This window comes from Paenibacillus agricola (assembly GCF_011440305.1).
In the GTDB taxonomy this organism is placed as follows: Bacteria; Bacillota; Bacilli; order Paenibacillales; family NBRC-103111; genus Paenibacillus_S; species Paenibacillus_S agricola.
The window spans coordinates 102,462-121,004 of record NZ_JAAOIW010000009.1; the positions used below are offsets into that span (position 1 = coordinate 102,462).

Below are 18,543 nucleotides of genomic sequence, written 5' to 3' on the forward strand. Positions count from 1 at the left end.
GGACGATTCGATATCAATAACGACTCACAGCTAGCAATCCTCTTTAAGACATTGTGAATGGTACAACCTAACTGCGTTGTTGAAGCCAGCCCTTATTCCCGGATCCATACCTGCATCTCGCCCGGCTCACGATTGCACCACGCAAAATAGGGGACGGCCTTAATTTGAACAGGTACTTTCTTTGTTGGAGCTGTGCTGTATAGTTGACCGTCAGCCGACGTGGGATCAGAACGAAACGCAGCTCCTGTAATAACAGATACTCCGTTCAAGGTCTGCTCCTCATAATGAGCGGTTAGCTTCGGCTCGGACGAAAGGCATATATCCGGAAGATTGGCTCCGTTGTCCGTTTCCTCGAGGCAAAATACAATCGGTCCCCGTTGGAGCGCAGCTTTTCCGGCTGCTGCTCTGAGCTTGGGAATGGCGCGAATGATTTCAATTGGCATGTCAAGCGCAAGCTTGACACAGTCCCCATTTGTCCAGCTTCTGTGAAGCTTAACATAACCATTTACACTAGATTCGGATATCTCCATTGCTTCTCCGTTCACCCATAGTTGTGCGCTGCGGCACCAGCCAGGCAACCGGAGTGCTAATGTAAATTCACTCTGGCCTTCCATCGATATACTGAAATCCACGTTGCCATCCCACGGGTAATTCGTTGTTTGTGACAGCTCCACGTGCTGGCCATCCAAGAGCTGGACTACCTTGCTGCCCATATAAAGATGCACAAACCATTCCCGATTCGTGGGGTTGTAGGAATAAATATAATCGCCTAGTGAAGCGACCAAGCGGGCAATATTAGGCGGACAGCAAGCGCAGCCCCACCAATGCTGACGGGTTGTTTTCAGCCTGCTCCGCTTCCTGTCCTCCCTCAATTCACAGGATTCAGGCCAGATTTCAAGCGGATTGACATAGAAATATTTCTTGCCATCCAAAGACATTCCGCTCATGACACCATTGTACAAAGCGCGCTCCATGACATCCGCATATTCGTTCCTTGTGTCACATTGAAGCATGCGATGGGCCCAGAACACCAAGCCGATGGATGCGCAGGTTTCAGCATAGGCAATATCATTAGGCAAATCGTAATCAAAGGTGAAGGCTTCACCATACTCGCTTGAGCCAATCCCCCCGGTAATGTACATCCGCGCTCCAATAAGATTGCTCCAAAGCTCCCTGCAGGCATTAAACAAGCTGGCATCTCCCAATTCTGCAGCCAGATCCGCCATACCGCTGTAAAGATACATCGCCCGGACCGAATGTCCATCCGTTGCAAGCTGTTCTCTTACTGGCAAATGGGATTGGGAATAGCTATAGGGATACCTTCCCCTATGCAGCTTGACGGCATCCCCGCGCTCGTCCGCCTCCAGATCGAAGAAATGTGGATGCTGCCCACGTTCATCGACGAAATAGCTGCACAATTCCAGATGCCGCTTATCGCCTGTTACCCGATACAGCTTCATTAAGGCTAGCTCGATTTCCGGGTGGCCCGGATACCCTCTTTTTTTGCCAGGCTCAGCACCCAATACCGAAGAAATATGCTCGACAAAACGGATTACGATATCAAGAAGCCTAGACTTCCCTGTTGCTTCATAATAGGAAACAGCTGCTTCAATCATGTGGCCAGCGCAGTAAAGCTCATGATCGTCCCGCAGATTCGTCCAGCGCTGCCCTGGCTTGGATACCGTAAAGTAGGTGTTAAGATATCCGTCAGGCTGCTGCGCCCGACCTATTAATTCGATCGCTTTATCGGCTAGTTGTTCCAATGCTTCATCCTTTTGCAAAGTTAAAGCATAACCTACGGTTTCAAGCCATTTAGCCAAATCGCTGTCCTGAAACACGCGTCCGTAATAATCCCCCTGCTTCTCTCCCGCTGCAATGCGAAAATTTTCAATCGCATGGCTTGGTTCAATATCGGGAATGGCATCATTCAATGCCCCCCACTGAAACGGAATAACGTTTTCGAGGATAAGCTTTTGCTGCTTGCCCCAAAATAAATCATTAATCGTTACTTGCTTCATCGAAATCGCGTGTGTCTTTTTCATTTCTTCAAATCCCCTCCTTGTCAAAGTAAACAAAACCTTATAAAGTAATTATCGGCATTAATAAAGCGCTTTCATTGCCAAAACCATTATATCATTGTAATTTCCTTCTAGTCAGTAACCCAAACGTCAGAATAGGTGGATAAAACCTAGGTATTCAATTTGTAGGAAGCATGATAAAATCAAACTATTCAATACAAAGGAGAACTGGTGCCATGTTGTATCTTAAGGCCAGTATAGATCAGCCGATCGAGTATTTATCAGGGGGACAATTTATTTCTGATGTATCCTGGATCCATTCGAAACGGAATATAGACAGCTTTGAGATCATTATCGGTATCAAGGAAACCCTATACATTCAACAGGATGACATTCAATACGAGGTCAAGCCGGGAGACGTGCTATTCCTGCTTCCCTTTCGAACTCATCAAGGCTATGCTATGTGTTCCAAGAACATTTCCTTCAGCTGGATCCACTTCAAATGTCGCGGATTATTTGAAATTCTCGAGGATAGCAGCTTGGGCGCTGACGTCAACATTATTACAACGCAGCCTGAATCGCTCAACTTACATCCATTTGTCTTAATTCCTCTTTATTCCTCACCTCCCTATATTGAAAGAATCCATATTTTATTTCATCAGATCCAACATTTGGTGAATTCTAATTATTATACCTTTCGCGGGGTCCATTATTTGCTGACTGCGCTGCTAATTGAAATGACCGAGCAACTGATCGTAAACGAACATGCCGCTAAGATGAAGTCACTTGGCGATAGAAATTTGGCTGAAATTTTGGAGTGGATTCGTCTTCATTCGACGAGTAGTATTTCTGCTTCCTCGATTGCCAGCGCTTTCAATTACAATACGGAATACCTGTCCCATATCTTCAAGCAGAAGATGGGGGTTCGATTAAATGAATGGATACATGTTCAGAAAATATCAAAAGCCAAAGAACTGCTCTCGCGTACTACTATGAGTGTTAAAGAAATTGCCAAGGCAGTTGGCATACATGACGAGAAATATTTCATGAGGCTGTTTAAAAATTATGAGAAAATGACTCCCACGAAATTCCGTAATGCTTATTACTTAACTCATTTGAACAACAAGTGAGGAAATGGAAAATAAATGTGATATTGGTCAGACTAAAGTCCAGTAGTTACACTAGACTTATGCCTATTCTTGGAAAAAACCGGTGCAAGACCCGGTTATGGCTACGGCATGTTCGCCACTCGCCACCTGCAGCGCTGTCTCGTCTACTCCATTAATTCTACCGATGCCAAGGGAGCCGGCGAGAATCAGCTGGGAAATAAAATCGGGATGATTGCCTTTAATTTGAAATAAGGGACCAAGCGAGATCATGGGATGGAAAAAGGAGAGGTGCAGCCTTACAGCTCCAGAGTGCGTAAATCTTGCAACATAATTTTGGACAACTGCAACCTATTCGAACCGACTACCGTCTGATGGATTGTCAACATGATTGGCTAAAATTTTAACATCAGAAGGAGCATAATAATATGAAGAAGAAACTAACTGTATTATTAACTTTGGCTGGGATACTCGGCACGACGGCTGTAGTTGGAGCAGAAGATTTGGTAGAAAGGGTTACAGGCTACTTACAAAAAGATGTAAAGGTTCTTGTTAACGGACAAGACAGCACACTTACGCCTGTCTATATCGATGGAAAAGCATATATCCCAGTACGCGATGCTGCGGCTAAGCTTGGATATACGGTAAATTACGATGAAGCGAACAAAGAGATCGAACTGGACGAAGCGGCTGACTTGATGCGTGCTTCCGGTGTGATCGTAAGCGTACAGGCTAAGGAAGATGGTAATACCCGCATCGAGCTGCTCGGCAGCACATGGGTCATTTTAACCGTAGACAAATCGACTGCCATCAAAAGCCTAGACGGTAAGATGCTAACTGCAGCCGATCTTAAAGCTGGTACTCAAATAGACGCCGAGTTCGGGCCAGCAATGGCGATGAGCTATCCGGGCCAAGCGCAAGCTATAAGCATTAACGTTCACGCAGATCGCTCGGTCAAAGAAGATATAATCAAAGAAGTGAAACATACGGATGATGGCTGGCAAGTTCAATTAGGCGACAGTTTGGTACTTAACGGCGGTAAAGAAACTCGCGTCATGACGTCTCAAGGCGAATCCGTGAAATGGGAGGACCTGAAAGCCGACACGAAAGTAAAAGCCTACTACGGTCCATTTGAAACGAAAAGCCTACCTCCGCAAAGCCCTGTGTTCCTCCTCGTTGTTCAGGCTCAAGCGCCTATAACGGGCACTCCGAAAATGTCGCCAGATTCAGCGCAGGAATACCGCAACTTGGCATGGTCGCAAGTGAAGGAACAAGTGGCCCATATTACGACGAAGCAAGACGAAGCAGCCGTCCAAATTGTTTCCTCTAAAGAAGTTGGCGTCTTGGCTTCCACAGACGAGCAGAAGAAATTGCTCACAGACGTTCAAGCAGCGAACGGCAATTTTGTGACGGTTACTTACAACACGGACCAAGACGAGTTGCTTGGACCGTTGACAGCTGTGTTCGATTTCAACACGAAAGCTTTTATCGGCTTCAACGCTAGAAGATAAACGATTGCTCAGCAGCCATGAAAATCAACCACCATTGAATTTCATGGCTTTTTTTATTTTTCATAAAACGTCATAATATTTCCCGTGAACACAATACAGAATATTCCTAACCACAAGACCGAGCATATGTTCCGTGTCAAGGTCTTGCTCTTGGCTACAGTAGACGCTCGCCAGCCCCCGTTTGCGTTTCGCGCTTATCTAATCATTGCCACATACGGAAAAATTGGGTCTTTCAATTCGAAGTTATATTTATAACCATCGACGATGCCAACCACTTTGTCGCTGTCATACAGTTCCAGCAAGAATCCGGCCATTTGCTCTGCCGTGTGGAACTTCGGAACGATACCTGTATATTCAAACTGCTCCAGATCCATCGAGCGTTTGGCGAATTCCGTTTCGGTCGCAGCCGGAGCCAGCACCTTCGCCTTCATTTTTGCGCCACTCGCTTTCAGTTCATGGGCAAGGCCTTCCGTAAATGCACTGACATAGAATTTACTCGCGCAATAGGTGATCGCATTGCCCACTATTGTATATCCGCCGCCCGATGAAATATTAATGAGCTGCGTTCCTTCCGCTGAGGCGTAGTCGTGAACGTAGAGTGAGCTGAGTAGAGTGAGCGTCTCGATGTTCAGATGCAGCAGAGCTTGGATCTTGTCCAGATTTTGCTCGCCGACCGAAGCGAAGTTGCCGAAACCCGCATTGTTGATCCACGTTTCAATCTGATACGCCTTTAGATCTTCGTAAAGTTTGAGCGCATTACCGGAAATGGATAGATCCGTTGTTCGAATGACCACTTGAACGTCAGCATACATCTGCTGAATTCGAGACTGCAGCTCTTCCAAATTCTCCAACCTGCGGGCAACGATAATCAAGTTCTTGCCGCGCGCTGCGAATGCGAGTGCTGTTTCATATCCGATCCCAGAGCTGGCACCTGTAATGACGGTGTATCTCATCATGATTCCTCCTTTTTTTTTCCTCTCAATTAAGAATTATACTCATTACAGTTAACTCTAAGTCAAACTATTTTCAAACTACGTTCGAGCGGATCGTTGATTCCGCAAAGGAGACCAGACACCGCATGTATTCTGTTAGTCAGCTTGCCAACTTGTTGGACCTCAGCACATACACCCTGCGCTATTACGAGCGAGAGCAAATCGTTAAGCCGGATCGCAATTCCCAAGGAAATCGAGTTTACAGCGATTTACATCTCCAATGGCTACAATTCGTACTCAAGCTTAAAGAAGCCCAAATGCCCATTGTCCAAATCAAAAAGTATGCGCAATACGTCTTAGAAGGTGGGCATACAGCGGAAGCTCGGCAAGGGAGATATACTGATTACTTATCCGGGAACGGTTCGATCCGGCTCCAACGGTCCCTACCCACCACATCAGAAATATTCCGCCCACTTTGCTCTGAAGTTTCCTGAAGGCCATCCCATGCATGCCGTAGACCCTATGAAGGGATACCGGTTGTTCAAAACACGCAAGTTTGAATATTTCCGTCAACGCTTCAGCCAGCTTTACCAGACTTGGATCACCAAATTGCCATTACATGAATTTATATGCCAAGGCATGGTTATAGAATTGTACGGCTCCCTGCTGCTTGAGCTTGGACAGCAGGATATTCCTGCGCACAAGCGGCTTATCGCTACCGAGATCGAGGATTATATCCAGTCCCACTTCAAGGAAGACATCAAAACGGTCAATTGGCCGAGCTAGTTAATCTGACTCCCAATTATATCTCCAGCATTTTCAAGGAAGTGACCGGACAAAGCCCGATTGAGTACTTGCATCAGCATCGTGTCGCAGTTGCCCGGGATTTGCTGCTGCGTTCGGATATGAAGATCGCCGAAATCTCCGATTATCTTGGATTCTGTGAACCCACCTATTTCAACCGGGTGTTCAAGAAGGTGACGGGAGATCCGCCATCCGCTCTGCTGAAGCACAGAAAATCCTAACACAAGAGAAAGAGGGCTTAATAAAACCACTCTTCCCGGTTCTATTAAGCCTGTCTTCCACCTCTCGCTATTTGCCTCCGTAGGTATTTGTAGACGGATTTAAGAACAAAAAAACCAGCCAAATCGACTGGTTATCTTAACTCTGTATTGGATGTAAAATTGCAGTCCACTCTCTCTAAAACAGAGTTTGAGGTTGTTTTGAAATATTAGATAGCAACCTGTATAACAACAAGCAAACCTCGCCTCTGCGCAATGGAGCGGCGTTTTCCTTTATAGAATCCAGCCACACCCCCTCCAGATTGAGGGCTAGCAGCTCTTGCTCCAAATACTGCCGCAATTGCTGACCGCTCACAGGATCGGCAACCTCCGTCTGCAACCGCTCTTGATATAGCTTCCGGGCTGTCTCTAAAGGATTCAAGCTGCCGGCCAGCAAACTGCCGAACGCCTTCGCCCATATACCCGCACTATGACGGTCCAGAAGCTCCTCAGGTATCGCATCGTAACCGCAGAAAAATCCTTTCGTTCCAAAATATTGTACAGCCGGAACCCAATCCTGCCCAGTCAACATATCAAATTCATTAAAAAAGCTGACCATCACTCGGTTATCCGCCAATCTTCGAACCAACGTGTCCGCATCCAGCTTGCCTGGCATTGTTCCCAGCTCGGTAGCCAAAGCAACCGCATATCCGGCAGATTCTCCCACGTGCATGAACACCGGTTCAAGCCGCAGGGTGCCCCATCCGACATGTGAGCAGGACAAACACACCGTGACCAGCAGGTTATCAATATCTTTTGGTAGCAAAGATCGGTACGGAATTTGCGAAGGACGGGTTGACTCAGACAACATCAGCACTCCGTCATTAAAGCTTCCGGGACGTCTGTCCGCCGTACAATCGTGCGAACTGATCGGCCATTCCGCGATAGCTACGGAATCATAATGAACCGGCGTCCTGTTCAGACCTGGGGCAAGAGTCCCGTCATGCTCCGTAAAGATATAACGCCCTGCTATACGCCTTCCTTCGCGTACCAGCAATTCATACGGAAAATGTCCGTTTTCTGCAAATTCATCCTTGGGAAGGCCCCAGTGCAGTGCCTCCCTCCGGACATCCGGCCGCACCGCTTCATCGTTCTGCAGGAAATACAGCATACCCAATGCAAAGTCGGCGTGCTCGCGAATGATTTCATTTCTGCGAGACCAATCAGCATTCGGATATTCAAGCTGGGCACCCAGCAGTAGAGGATCGTTCCACGTCAGCTTGTCGTTCGGAATATGGCTGCTCAGTCCCCAACTGCCGTCGCTCAGCATTAAATGGCTTCTTAACACAAACGTTGTTCCCCGGTTTTCATCCGGCTTCTCCACCAGTCCCAGGTAAAGGGTTTTATCATACGAATCCGGCTTCGAAGGATATACCCGGTTCTCGGGATCGCACGTCAAGCAAACGCGGAAATTGTAGGCCTGCAAGGCGTTGTCCCCTTCCCCGGTGCTGCCCGCAAAAATGTGCTGCGATACCGTTGAAAAAGGTTCCAAATTCAACAATCCTGCCGTCGCATCCCGCGAAAATAAACCGCTTTGACCGGTGAATATTTTGCCCGCATGCGGTTCATTGTACTTGTCGCGGTTTTCTCTACCGACTTTACATTCCACTCCGGCGGCAGCGGCAAGGTCCCCTTCGTAGCTTGCATCAACAAAAGAGTCTGCTTCCAGCTTGAGGGATGGCTCGTCATCAAAGCTGCGCACATTCACAGCCAGCAGCTTGCGACCCGACCGCTCGACGGACACAGGATAATAACGGTGTAGCACCTTTATACGGCTCTCGGCTTGTACCAGGCCCGTCAACACGTGTTCGGCCACATGCGGCTCGAAATGCAGCTTCCGCTTGGAATAACAAGCCGCATATTGCTTCGATTGTTCGCCGTAGGTTGCTTTGTAATAGTCCCGAACTTTTTGAATAAACGTTTCATAAACAGGTGCACGAAAGCCGTCATAAAGCGTGTCCGTTACGCCAAGTCCCGAACTCATGATGCCTCCCAAGTGATTGCTGAGGTTGACCAATATCACATCCAATCCCTCTCTGGCACATCTTATGGCGCAAGCAATCCCGCTGGGGGTTCCGCCTACAACGACAACATCGGCTTTGTAGTTCATTTGACTCGCCTCCTAATTTAAAAAGCTGTATGTACTATCTTATATTTGACCACATAAAAGAACCGCAGGCAACCTTAAAACTAACGGTTACAGAGAAACAAGTGAAGAGAGAGCTAAACCCGGCAGAAACCGGGTTTCGCCAAATCTATGCCCTGTGCTCCATTTGCCTGCAAAAACTCATCAAGACTGTTCTCAGTCAAATCAATAGCAATTCCGCCAAGCTTCTTTACTAACTCCAAGCGGTAAGGAATCATATCCATCACATAAACGGGTATAGATTCACCAAGCAAAATTTTGGCCATCGCCAATACCCCAAGTCCGATAGGGCCTGCACCTGCCACCAGAATGGATTGGATATCTGGATGGACTAGCAAGCCCCTTTTGATCGCATGTCCGCCTGTACCCATAATGTCCAGCAGCATAGTTGCTTCAGAAAGTGGAAGCTCATGATCCACAGGGAAAAAAATAGTTTCGTTAACGACCATATAAGGGCCATAGCCCCCATCTTTAGTAAAGCCCATATCCCCGCGTTTGCTTAAGCATTGATTAGTAAATCCCAGCTTACAGCTTCTGCATGCTCCGCGGACCGTGCGCCGAACTACATTACTCAAACTTTCAAGGAAATAACTGGACTTACCCCTATCACTTATATGCACCATCTTCGCGTGCAAACGGCTCGCACTTTGATACTTAGCAGTACGAGGATGACCATCGGGGAAATTTCCGATTATTTGGGTTACAATGACCAGTCCCATTTCAACAAAATGTTCAAAAAAATAATGGGGTGTCCCCCATCGGCCTTGATGCGGTCCTTGGATTCCTAGGGTTAGGAAGTTTACACCACGCTAACAAGCCTCAAGAATGACCATGCTATAATTCATATGAATCCGTGAGCTTCAAATATCTCTCTCGGGATTTTGCTTACTCTAGTATAGAAAAAAGATACCCATAGCCTTAACACCTTTTTTTCTAAGTGTCCAGTCTATGGGTACCAGTGTACAGGATATGACTTATTCACGTATCCAAATTCCATTAGATCTTCAAGTATACCTTGCCTTCATCTACGGATACATCGAAGGTTTCAATGGTGACCTCGTAAGTTTTAGTGCGTACTTTTTCATCCACAACAAGGCAGCCGGTTGTGATATCAAATTCCCACTGGTGCCAAGGGCAACGGACAATACCGCCTTCCTTTTCATATAGGAATTCCCCCGGCAGGGTTGAAGTTATCCATGGCATTACCAGTCCCTCGCACAACGGTGCACCCTGATGGGGACAATAATTCAACACAGCATGGAGATTCCCGTTCAGATGGAAAATGCCGATACTGCGCCCATTTACCTGTAGAAGCTTTCGTTGCCCTTCAGGGAATTCGTGAACCATTCCAATGTAGTGCAAAGCCATGCGTTATTCATCTGCCTTTCCATGCGTAACGAGCCCGTAAAGCTCAGCAGCATTGCTATAAAAGATCCGTTCATGGTAGTCTTTGGCAAGCTTTGGAAATGCCAATTTGGGCGAGTCGAAATCCCAATGCGGGTAATCACTGGCAAACAACAGGCATTCCTTGGCGTAAATCATATCCAGCATGGGTGTAACACATGTTCGGATCGGAGGGAAGCTCCAGTGGTTGGGAGGACACGTACATATTGGAGCGGAAATATTCGCTTGGCGGCTTCTTGACCCAGAGTGTCTGAAAGCGCAAGCCCTTCCAGTCCTGGTCGAGCTTCCATAAATAAGGAGCTACCCACATCACGCCGGATTCCTGCATAACAACCTTCAAACTTGGATACCTTTCAAATACACCGCTGACAATCAGGCTCACCATATGCGCCATCATCACCTGAGTGCGGCTGGCGCGCGATTCGATATAATAAGTAACGTGTCCTGCACCAGTCGGTGGAGGGTTAATACCTTGGCCCTCGTTGCCGATATGGATCGTAAACACAAGCCCATGGTGGGCGCAGGCTTCAAAGATCGGCTCATACATCAGGTTTCCGTAAGGCTTCTCCGCTCCGCCTGGAACCAGCACCTGAACGAACCGATGTCCAGGGACGGAAGCCAAACGGTCAATTTCCTTGACCGCCAAGCCCGGATGCTGCTTCGGGATGTTGATGGATCCTCGCAGCCGATCATCCTTGTCGAGCCAATGCTCCTTGGTATAATCATTGTAGGCCGAGCATAAGGCTGCCGCATAATTAGGATCAGGCAACGTGCCCGCCGGAATTTCCAATAAATGGAATTCCTTACGGAAAGCTAAAAAATAAATGGGTTAGGCTTCGGTCACTTCATTTACAGGGAGAGTCTAAGCAATTTATGCGGCATTTTATGAACTTGAACTTGGATACCCAACCCAAGGACAGGATTCTAGTGAAAACCGATAAAGAATTGTTTGCCTGGCTTCGTTCCAAGTACCCGCAAACCAAAGACGAACCTTTCGGGTTATTGAAATCGACCATCAAAACCGGGTAATTGTCTCAGGAAATTCTCTGGTGTTTCGTTTTCCAAGAACGGAGGAAGATATCCGTAATATGAAAAGGGAACTGCGGGTTTTGCCAGAGCTGCAAAAAAGAGTGAATTTGTCAATCCCTCATTTTATAGATTCATCCCTAAAAAATGACCCTCCTCCTTATGTCGTCTATCCATAAATGGAGGGCACCCCTTTAAGTCGGGATTTATTCACAACTGGAATCATTGATTTTGGTTCGCTGCAAGTTGCTGACCCCGCCTTTGATTTTGAAAGCCTCTTTCTACGGTTTGGAGAGGATTTTGCCCGGGACGTGCTACGCAATTATACGGCCCCCAAAGACAGAAGGTTTTTTGATTGGGTCAAATTTTATGCCGTAGTAATGCCTTTTAACCGGTATATTGGAGCCATTCAAAAAAATGAAAAGGAAATTATTAAAGAAATGAAGCATTGGCTCCAACAAGAATCCCAATCTTCGAAATAAGATAACATAGAAAAGCTGCCTATCAAGGCAGCTTTTCTGTTTGTGAAACTAATTCAGTTTAGCCAAACGATTTCTTATATGTTCTCCGACCACTTGAGGAGAACATAGGTGCGGCTGAAGTGTTTTTAATTCCTCAATTAAATCTTCAAATTTGTAAGCCTTGTATCATATCACTTATGCTCAGAAACTATGTTAATCGTATCTCCGTTGCTTTGCTTAGTGGAACCAATTGGAAGTCATCTTAATAGGTTGTTCGCACTCCCTACTACACTTGCGAAATTTGATAGTCTGCCTTATCCAGCCACTCTGGGTTAATAGAAACTCCCCACCCTGGGCCATCCGGAACCTGCAATTGTCCGTTACGTACTTCCAGCTTTGTGGTGAATAAGGATTCCGTCCACGAATCGGATTCAATGGATAGCTCCATAAACCGGCCGGCATTCGGAATAGCTGAGACCATATGCAAAGTAAATATCGCAACCATCGAGCGATTAGCAGCATGTGGTGTACACGTCATCCCGGCATACTGCGCAAGCTTCGCCACTTCCAAAGCTCGGCTCAAGCCGCCAACATAGCAAATATCCGGCTGGACAATATCAACGGCATGCATGGATATCATCCGTTTCCAGTGCGCCATATCTGTATCCTGCTCTCCACCCGTAACCGCTACATCCAATGCATCCGTAACCTGCTTGGTCCACTCCAATTCAGGATAAGGGCAAGGCTCTTCATAGTGAACGACGCCTTGCTGCTCCAGCATACGCCCGACTTCAATTGCGCGGCGCGGGGAAAATCCACTGTTCGCATCGACGTATAAATCCGTATTGTTGCCAATAGCCTGACGAACGGAGGCAACCACCTGCTCAGTCCTTCCGGGATACACGTCGACATCGCGCCCAAAATTGTTGCCGATTCTTATTTTGAAAGCACGAAAGCCCTGTTCCGCCTGCATCTTCTTTAACCGCTCAGCTTCATCAGCGGGTGAAATATTGCGGCGCATGCTGGAGCCGTATACATCCACAGGGCGCGGTTTGCTGCCAAGTAATTCGCAGACGCTTTTGTTCGCACGCTTGCCATGCAAATCCCACAAAGCAGTGTCCAGACCGCCAACTGCTCTGCATATGTAAGACCCGGGGAATTTATGCTCCCCGTAAACAACTTGCTCAACCAAATCCGCTATACGCTCCGCACTGGCTCCCAAAGCGTAAGGGGCTATCTGTTGGTGGAGCACCAATGCCGAAATATTAGCGTTATACGTAGCAAGCTGCCCATAGCCTTCGTGCCCGTCATCCGTTTTCACTCTTACCATGCTAATATTTTTGGTTGTAAAGGTTTCGATGCTTTTAATCTTCAAAATAATGGCCTCCCTGAAGTTAAATTTAAAATCAACTGTCACGACCAGTAACAACTGCCTTCAGCCAGAAGCCTTCCGGATAGCTAACCTACTGCTGACGGAGGGCATAATAAGGCTGATTGGAAAGATTGGCATTTAGTCCTGGAACAAGCCATACATCGCCCTGTCCGCTGCGCAGCTCAAAGAAATAAACGAGTGGGTATTGAGAAAGCGTATAGCTTGCTGGAATGACAGCGGCATAACTGCCATCGGCAAACAGCATATTCACTGCTTGATAGGCCTCCGCCTGATTGGCATGCCGGTAAAGTAGTGTAACGTCCACATTGTCCGCAGCTTCGGCAAGTGACAAGCGCAGTTCAACGGCTTCTCCCCTGCTGAATGAAACTGGGGATGCATGCTCATAAGCAGGCCGCTGCGACATCGACGATACTGTAACTGCACTATGCAGTAGTGATTGCGTACCTGATGTTCCTACGCTCGTCCCTGCTGCTTCAGCGTCTGCTTTGGCTTTGGCGTACACCTGCTCCATGTCAGCAATGTCCTCTTTAATCCCCGCCAAGCGATCCGACCAATGCCCTCGCATAAGCGACTTGTAGCCGAATGTAATATCATCGCGGTAAGCATCTTTCGTGGATGCGATGATTTGCTCCCAGGCCGACCGGGCCGAATTATAGCTGCTTAACGCATCCTCAAGATGTTTCAGGTTACTTGTACGCTCAGTACGCTCATATAGCGCATAGGAAACTCCGGCTCGCAGCTTGCGCGCGAAGAAGTGGCCAAGCCCCGCTAGTGCGCTTATATCTACTGCCCAGCGCCGATAGTTAGCGCTTTGCTCGACGCCAATTAGCGCTGTTGCGGTCGCCAGATGCTGTTCGGCTGCTACTGCAAGTCCCTGCAGCCATTGTGCCACCTCCAAAGGCGAGTACTTACCCTGAAGCTTTCCTGCAGTGCAGTCGTCAGCATATTCGTTGATCCCGTAGAAAATCCCTGTATCCAAGGGACTTACTGCCCCAAATGTATGTGGAGGCGGAGTGTCAAAAGAGGTATGGGACGTTTTTCCGGTATCGATTATAGCCGTATTATGGTACATTTCGGGCCAAAAATAATTGTTCGATGCAGAAGGCAGATGGGCGGTGGTGAGAAGCAATAAAATCCGGCTGGCATGAGCCAATGCCTGCTCGCAGTCCTCTGCCGCCTCGTGAAATTCCTGCCGCAGATACCTCATCCATTGCTCCTTATCGGCATCGGGGTTATAGACTAGTCTTCCCCATAGACGGTAGGTGTACAAATATTTTTGCCACTCATGGCCATCAGGCTGCAGCGAAACATCCTTATAGAGCTCCCGTCCTCCGGTGCTTCCGGTTGTCTTTCGTGCTTTGAATGACATCGGTTCGCACAGCTCTACACCTACGCTGCCACAGAAGCTGCTGCTCCGGCCATAACCAGCCGCAATCGCGGGATCACCCCATAGCAGTACACGCTGCGTGCCCGGCCAGATACGGTGAAGCACGCCTGTCCGGCGATCCTCGTTCAAATAATCCGCGTAGCCGTATCGGGTAAAACGTCTGTAGGTTTGCGTAATCGACATCATGTCGGTTCGATCAGTCATAGCAATAGGAAGCTCCTTGGTCCTGATTGCTGCCTGATGATAAGGCAATCCCATATGCTCTGCCCAAAATTTCGGGGAAACAATGACCGGCATGCCTGTGTCTAGTGCGACCTCCAGCATTTCCTCGTTTACGCCCTTGGGGTGCATATCGATTTCTATGACCCTGCCGCATTCGGTTAATCCTTTCATGACCTCTTTCCAGAATACATGAGATGGCTCGTGAATGCCTCCCTCATAGTGGGTACGAATAGTGACACCATCGATATCCGGGCAGGATTGAAGCAGCAGCCGAAGCGCATCGCGACAATACACGGCATGGTTGGTTTCGTCAATACCTTCTATAACATGAAGCTCGTTAGGACTATCTGTCATATGATAGGCATGGTTCCAAAGCCCAAGCTGGAAATGAATCCCACGGCGTTTGGCCTCATGGCTAATAAATTGCAGCATCTGTAGATTTTGCTCCACTTCCTGTTGCTGCATGTCCCGAACGCTAACCTTATAACCGGGTACAGACAGAAAATACGGATAGGCAAAGCCAAAATAATTATCCTTGACATCAGGATCATGCCCATAGTCATAAGTAATGCCCAGCGTGAAGTGAATGCGGTTAAAGCGATGCGTCGCAAGCTCGGTCAAATACTCGCCCCAAAACACCTTATCATTAAACCACGGCTTATCTTCAATTTCACTGCAGAACGAACGGCTGATGCCTCGGATCTGGTTGGCAGGCTTCTCGCTGTATGACTTTATGCTCGTTAATGCCGTCCGAGGATCATCGCTATACTTGATGCGATCCGCCAACTCAAGAACAGCATAGACCAGCCCTCGCACGTCGGCTCCGATAAGTGTAAGTGTTCCCTCACCACCTGCTGATGCTTCCCTTATGATACAAAACGATTCGGGTGTAGCAGGAAGCTCCTCCTCATTCGCTTGTGTCTGGATATCCTTATTCGTTTGTGTCTGGATATCCTGTTGCTCAGCTGCGAAGGTTGATCCCACAATGCTTAATAGTAGCCCACCCTTTGCCCCTTCATCGCTGTCGTCTGCTGCTTCTGCAAGCTCGATCCCCCGTCCCTTAATTAAGCTCGCTAAATGCTCAACGGCCCACGTCACTGAATCATTAGCGGCTATTGCATCGGCAGCACTACGAGCGATTCTAATTTTAAAGGCATTGCTTAGTATCATCCCTTCACATCTCCTCTGTTTCTAAATAATCCAAAGCATCCAACCTTCCATTCATACCAAAAGGTTGGATGCTACCAATAAACGAAACATTAATCTTTATTTGTAGCTTTGATACTCATCATATTCGGTTTTGAATTCCTGGAATGCCTTCTGGAACTCCGGTTTGGCTTGAATGGATTCTATATATTTTTTATACTCATCCATTGTTTTCTTGCCCATAATCGTTTGTACCACCATGCTGGTCCACTCTGTATTATACTTCGACCAGTTCGCTGTCCATGTGTCCGATTTCAAATAGGTAAATGGATCAAGCTTGCCAAGATTGCCGAATTCTTTAACCTGCGTCCAAATCTTGTCATTGTACTCCTTAGGAGCATTTTTATCGTAGCTCTTCCACCAATCGTTCCACATCATTGGAAGTGGCTGTTGGACGCTGGTATCGATCTGTTTGGCGCCTTTTTCCGTCATTACCTTGTAGCCGTTAACTACATTGTAGTGAACACCTTCGACACCGAAGAAAATTAAGTCAAAAAATTCTGGCGTATTCGTCTTTTCCCAGTAGTCCAAAATCCGTTTAACCTTCTCTTCTGGCACTTTCTTGGAAATGTACAATGCGCCATACGTATCAAGCGAGAAGTTTACAGCCGCATCGCCCTTGGGTCCCTTAGGAGCAGCTATAACGACCTCGGCATTAGGTTGAACCTTTTTAATATTTTGCTGGAATGTCCATGCACGCCATATATTACGGATATAGGAAGCCGCTTGACCCGTTTCGAACAGCTCCTGAGCCTGGGTCGCTTTGATCGTCGCGAATTCCTCCGGCATCCCACCCCGGGCATATAGATTCCTCATATATTCCACAGTATCCGTGTAGCCTGAATTCAGATTTGAATGAATAATTCCCTTGTTATCGCTTGTAAATTGCGGTTTCATCGTACCAAAGGCCGCCAGAAAATTACCCGGAATGCCCGTTCCGCCGGGATGTACGTAGCCAAAGGTATCCTTTTTCCCATTGCCATCCGGATCCTTCTCTACCATTGCAATCAACGTATCGGCATACTCGTCCATCGTCGTCGGGATTTTCATATTAAGCTTGTCAAGCCAGTCCTTGCGCAGCTTTATACCTTGGTCAATATAGGGCCTATTTCGCACCATACCCATAATTTTTTTATTTTTGGTAACATAACGGAAAACATTCGTAGCAGAATTCTTCTTCAGATTCGGATATTTGCTGAAATCCCCGAGAAAGGGAGCCAAATCCCAAAAAGCACCATTTTCAAAAGCTTTCAAGATCGTTGGCCTGTTCGTCGTCGTGGCGAAGATAACATCGGGAATGTTACCTGAAGCCAATACCAGATCCATTTTTGTATCATAATCTCCGGAAGGCACCCATTCGATATTCATTTTCGTGTTGGTCCGTTTTTGGATTTCTGTCCAGATTTCATTTTTCATATCAGGAAGCTGATCGAACAAGGCCAGCATAAAATTGATCTCAAGCGGCGCTTGGGCTACCGTCGGTGCAGTAGCTTTTGCGTCTTTACTATCAGGCACCGCTGTACTTCCTCCTGCGGAACCTCCCGGTGGTGCTGAACAGCCCGCAAGCATTGAACCAACAAGCATTGTGCTTATTAAAACGGGTGACCACTTTCTTCCCTTCATGCTCATAGTTATATCCTCCCTTATATTTACAACTATCCAGACATAATCGCTTATTTACCCGCAACCGATCTACATCCGCTGGGGGTTGACCCTGGTTGAGTTTGCTTACATCACCTCCCTTGCTGTATCCACCCGGCTCGTCAAGCCTGCCAACCTGATTATCCTTTAATAGAACCCAGCATAACGCCTTTCGCAAAATATTTTTGAATAAACGGATACACAAGTAGAATGGGCAAAATGGCCAGTACAATCGAAGCCATACGGATCGTTTCCTGTGGTAGCGCCTTGTCATCGCCGCTGCTTGTGGCATAGCCCTGTGAGTTTGAATCGATAATAAGTGTTTTGACAAGCACCTGAAGCGTCCATTTGGCAGAATCTGTAATATAAATCAAAGCGTTAAAGTAGGTATTCCAGTGGGCAACGGCAAAAAATAGAGTGAATGTCGCTACAGCAGGCATCGACAACGGAATGATGATCTTCATAAATACACCTATATCCGTGCAGCCATCGATCTTCGCCGCGTCCTCCAGCTCGGAAGGCAGCGATTCCATAAAGCTTTTGACAACAATCAAGCTCCAGGCATTCGTCAAAGAGATTAGAATTAAAGCCCAATAGGAGTTTAGCAGCCCCAGTTCCTTGACCAGCAGGTAATGGGGAACAATTCCTGCATTAAAAACAAGCGTAAACACTACGAAACTTAAAACGATTTTTCGTCCCGGAAGCGACTTTTTAGTAAGTCCATAAGCCATCGTGAACGTGACAATGACATTCAGAATGGTGCCTACGATCGTAATAAACAAAGTGCTATACAACGAGTTAAGAAAGCTGTTTGTTGACAACAAGTAGGTATAAGCAGCCAATGAAAACCTTTCTGGGATCATAGAGAATCGCATAGGAACATAGATCTCGGGATCCGTCAACGAAATGCTGACAACATAGAAAAATGGGATCAGGGTAATTAAAGAAATCAATACGAGCAGCACATAATTAACCCATTCACCCAAAGAAAATTGTTTTCTTGCGACAAAGCTCAAGCCGATCACCTCC

General features: G+C 47.1%; 19 protein-coding genes and 1 pseudogene. 8 read left to right on the forward strand and 12 right to left on the reverse strand.

The annotated features are described in order from the left end of the window. Positions 1–92: 92 nt before the first annotated feature. Positions 93–2,042: a glycoside hydrolase family 127 protein gene (locus G9U52_RS22965; protein ID WP_243767506.1), complete on the reverse strand. Its 1,950-nt coding sequence runs from the start codon at positions 2,040–2,042 to the stop codon at positions 93–95. A gap of 212 nt (positions 2,043–2,254) precedes the next feature. On the opposite strand from G9U52_RS22965, the gene G9U52_RS22970 reads away from it, so the two are divergent. Beyond that, entirely contained in the window at positions 2,255–3,148 is an 894-nt protein-coding gene (locus tag G9U52_RS22970; RefSeq protein WP_166152979.1) for a helix-turn-helix transcriptional regulator, read from the forward strand. A gap of 63 nt (positions 3,149–3,211) precedes the next feature. Here the strand turns inward: G9U52_RS22970 and G9U52_RS39325 are convergent, their stop codons facing one another. Beyond that, positions 3,212–3,397 (reverse strand): hypothetical protein, encoded by a 186-nt coding sequence (locus G9U52_RS39325; RefSeq protein WP_207953152.1) that lies wholly within the window; start codon positions 3,395–3,397, stop codon positions 3,212–3,214. Between the two features lie 155 nt (positions 3,398–3,552). On the opposite strand from G9U52_RS39325, the gene G9U52_RS22980 reads away from it, so the two are divergent. Further along, positions 3,553–4,635: a stalk domain-containing protein gene (locus G9U52_RS22980; protein WP_166152980.1), complete on the forward strand. Its 1,083-nt coding sequence runs from the start codon at positions 3,553–3,555 to the stop codon at positions 4,633–4,635. Positions 4,636–4,829: 194 nt separating this feature from the next. Here G9U52_RS22980 and G9U52_RS22985 read toward each other — a convergent pair whose 3' ends face one another. Beyond that, complete coding sequence (locus G9U52_RS22985; RefSeq protein WP_166153171.1) at positions 4,830–5,588, reverse strand: SDR family NAD(P)-dependent oxidoreductase; 759 nt, start codon at positions 5,586–5,588, stop codon at positions 4,830–4,832. A gap of 125 nt (positions 5,589–5,713) precedes the next feature. Here G9U52_RS22985 and G9U52_RS41765 point away from each other — a divergent pair. From G9U52_RS41765 to G9U52_RS23000, 3 genes and pseudogenes are all read left to right on the forward strand, one after another. Next, a pseudogene (locus G9U52_RS41765) lies at positions 5,714–5,905 on the forward strand (MerR family transcriptional regulator); the annotation flags it as partial. Between the two features lie 25 nt (positions 5,906–5,930). After that, a complete protein-coding gene (locus G9U52_RS22995; protein WP_375790280.1) occupies positions 5,931–6,353 on the forward strand; it encodes a hypothetical protein in 423 nt (140 codons plus the stop codon). Then, positions 6,341–6,592 carry a helix-turn-helix domain-containing protein gene (locus G9U52_RS23000; protein WP_166152983.1) on the forward strand — a complete coding sequence of 84 codons (252 nt, stop codon included), beginning with the start codon at positions 6,341–6,343 and terminating at the stop codon, positions 6,590–6,592. The genes G9U52_RS22995 and G9U52_RS23000 overlap by 13 nt, the downstream gene beginning before the upstream one ends. A 175-nt stretch (positions 6,593–6,767) precedes the next feature. Here the strand turns inward: G9U52_RS23000 and G9U52_RS23005 are convergent, their stop codons facing one another. Further along, a complete protein-coding gene (locus G9U52_RS23005; RefSeq protein ID WP_166152984.1) occupies positions 6,768–8,738 on the reverse strand; it encodes an FAD-dependent oxidoreductase in 1,971 nt (656 codons plus the stop codon). A gap of 113 nt (positions 8,739–8,851) precedes the next feature. Next, the gene (locus G9U52_RS23010) at positions 8,852–9,349 is read right to left on the reverse strand and encodes an MDR/zinc-dependent alcohol dehydrogenase-like family protein (RefSeq protein WP_207953173.1); all 498 of its coding nucleotides are present in this window, start codon (positions 9,347–9,349) and stop codon (positions 8,852–8,854) included. Between the two features lie 39 nt (positions 9,350–9,388). On the opposite strand from G9U52_RS23010, the gene G9U52_RS41770 reads away from it, so the two are divergent. Then, positions 9,389–9,562 (forward strand): helix-turn-helix domain-containing protein, encoded by a 174-nt coding sequence (locus G9U52_RS41770; RefSeq protein ID WP_375790278.1) that lies wholly within the window; start codon positions 9,389–9,391, stop codon positions 9,560–9,562. A gap of 208 nt (positions 9,563–9,770) precedes the next feature. Here G9U52_RS41770 and G9U52_RS23020 read toward each other — a convergent pair whose 3' ends face one another. From G9U52_RS23020 to G9U52_RS23030, 3 genes are read right to left on the reverse strand one after another with little or no spacing between them, the layout of a single operon-like run. Beyond that, on the reverse strand, positions 9,771–10,121 hold the full coding sequence (locus G9U52_RS23020) for a Rieske (2Fe-2S) protein (RefSeq protein ID WP_243767507.1): 351 nt from the start codon (positions 10,119–10,121) through the stop codon (positions 9,771–9,773). A gap of 24 nt (positions 10,122–10,145) precedes the next feature. After that, the gene (locus G9U52_RS40970) at positions 10,146–10,325 is read right to left on the reverse strand and encodes an amidohydrolase family protein (RefSeq protein WP_166152988.1); all 180 of its coding nucleotides are present in this window, start codon (positions 10,323–10,325) and stop codon (positions 10,146–10,148) included. Beyond that, complete coding sequence (locus tag G9U52_RS23030) at positions 10,279–10,968, reverse strand: amidohydrolase family protein (RefSeq protein WP_166152989.1); 690 nt, start codon at positions 10,966–10,968, stop codon at positions 10,279–10,281. Before G9U52_RS23030 ends, G9U52_RS40970 begins: the two co-directional genes overlap by 47 nt. Before the next feature lie 95 nt (positions 10,969–11,063). Between G9U52_RS23030 and G9U52_RS23035 the strand changes: the two genes are divergently transcribed. Continuing rightward, positions 11,064–11,207: a hypothetical protein gene (locus G9U52_RS23035; RefSeq protein ID WP_166152990.1), complete on the forward strand. Its 144-nt coding sequence runs from the start codon at positions 11,064–11,066 to the stop codon at positions 11,205–11,207. A gap of 176 nt (positions 11,208–11,383) precedes the next feature. Continuing rightward, positions 11,384–11,686 (forward strand): hypothetical protein, encoded by a 303-nt coding sequence (locus G9U52_RS39330; protein ID WP_207953153.1) that lies wholly within the window; start codon positions 11,384–11,386, stop codon positions 11,684–11,686. Positions 11,687–11,951: 265 nt separating this feature from the next. Here G9U52_RS39330 and G9U52_RS23040 read toward each other — a convergent pair whose 3' ends face one another. From G9U52_RS23040 to G9U52_RS23055, 4 genes are all read right to left on the reverse strand, one after another. Beyond that, complete coding sequence (locus tag G9U52_RS23040; RefSeq protein ID WP_166152991.1) at positions 11,952–13,040, reverse strand: mandelate racemase/muconate lactonizing enzyme family protein; 1,089 nt, start codon at positions 13,038–13,040, stop codon at positions 11,952–11,954. Between the two features lie 88 nt (positions 13,041–13,128). Next, the gene (locus G9U52_RS23045; protein ID WP_166152992.1) at positions 13,129–15,837 is read right to left on the reverse strand and encodes a hypothetical protein; all 2,709 of its coding nucleotides are present in this window, start codon (positions 15,835–15,837) and stop codon (positions 13,129–13,131) included. A 96-nt stretch (positions 15,838–15,933) separates the two neighbouring features. Then, the gene (locus G9U52_RS23050; RefSeq protein WP_166152993.1) at positions 15,934–17,502 is read right to left on the reverse strand and encodes a type 2 periplasmic-binding domain-containing protein; all 1,569 of its coding nucleotides are present in this window, start codon (positions 17,500–17,502) and stop codon (positions 15,934–15,936) included. Between the two features lie 152 nt (positions 17,503–17,654). After that, complete coding sequence (locus G9U52_RS23055) at positions 17,655–18,530, reverse strand: carbohydrate ABC transporter permease (protein WP_166152994.1); 876 nt, start codon at positions 18,528–18,530, stop codon at positions 17,655–17,657. Positions 18,531–18,543 lie beyond the last annotated feature (13 nt).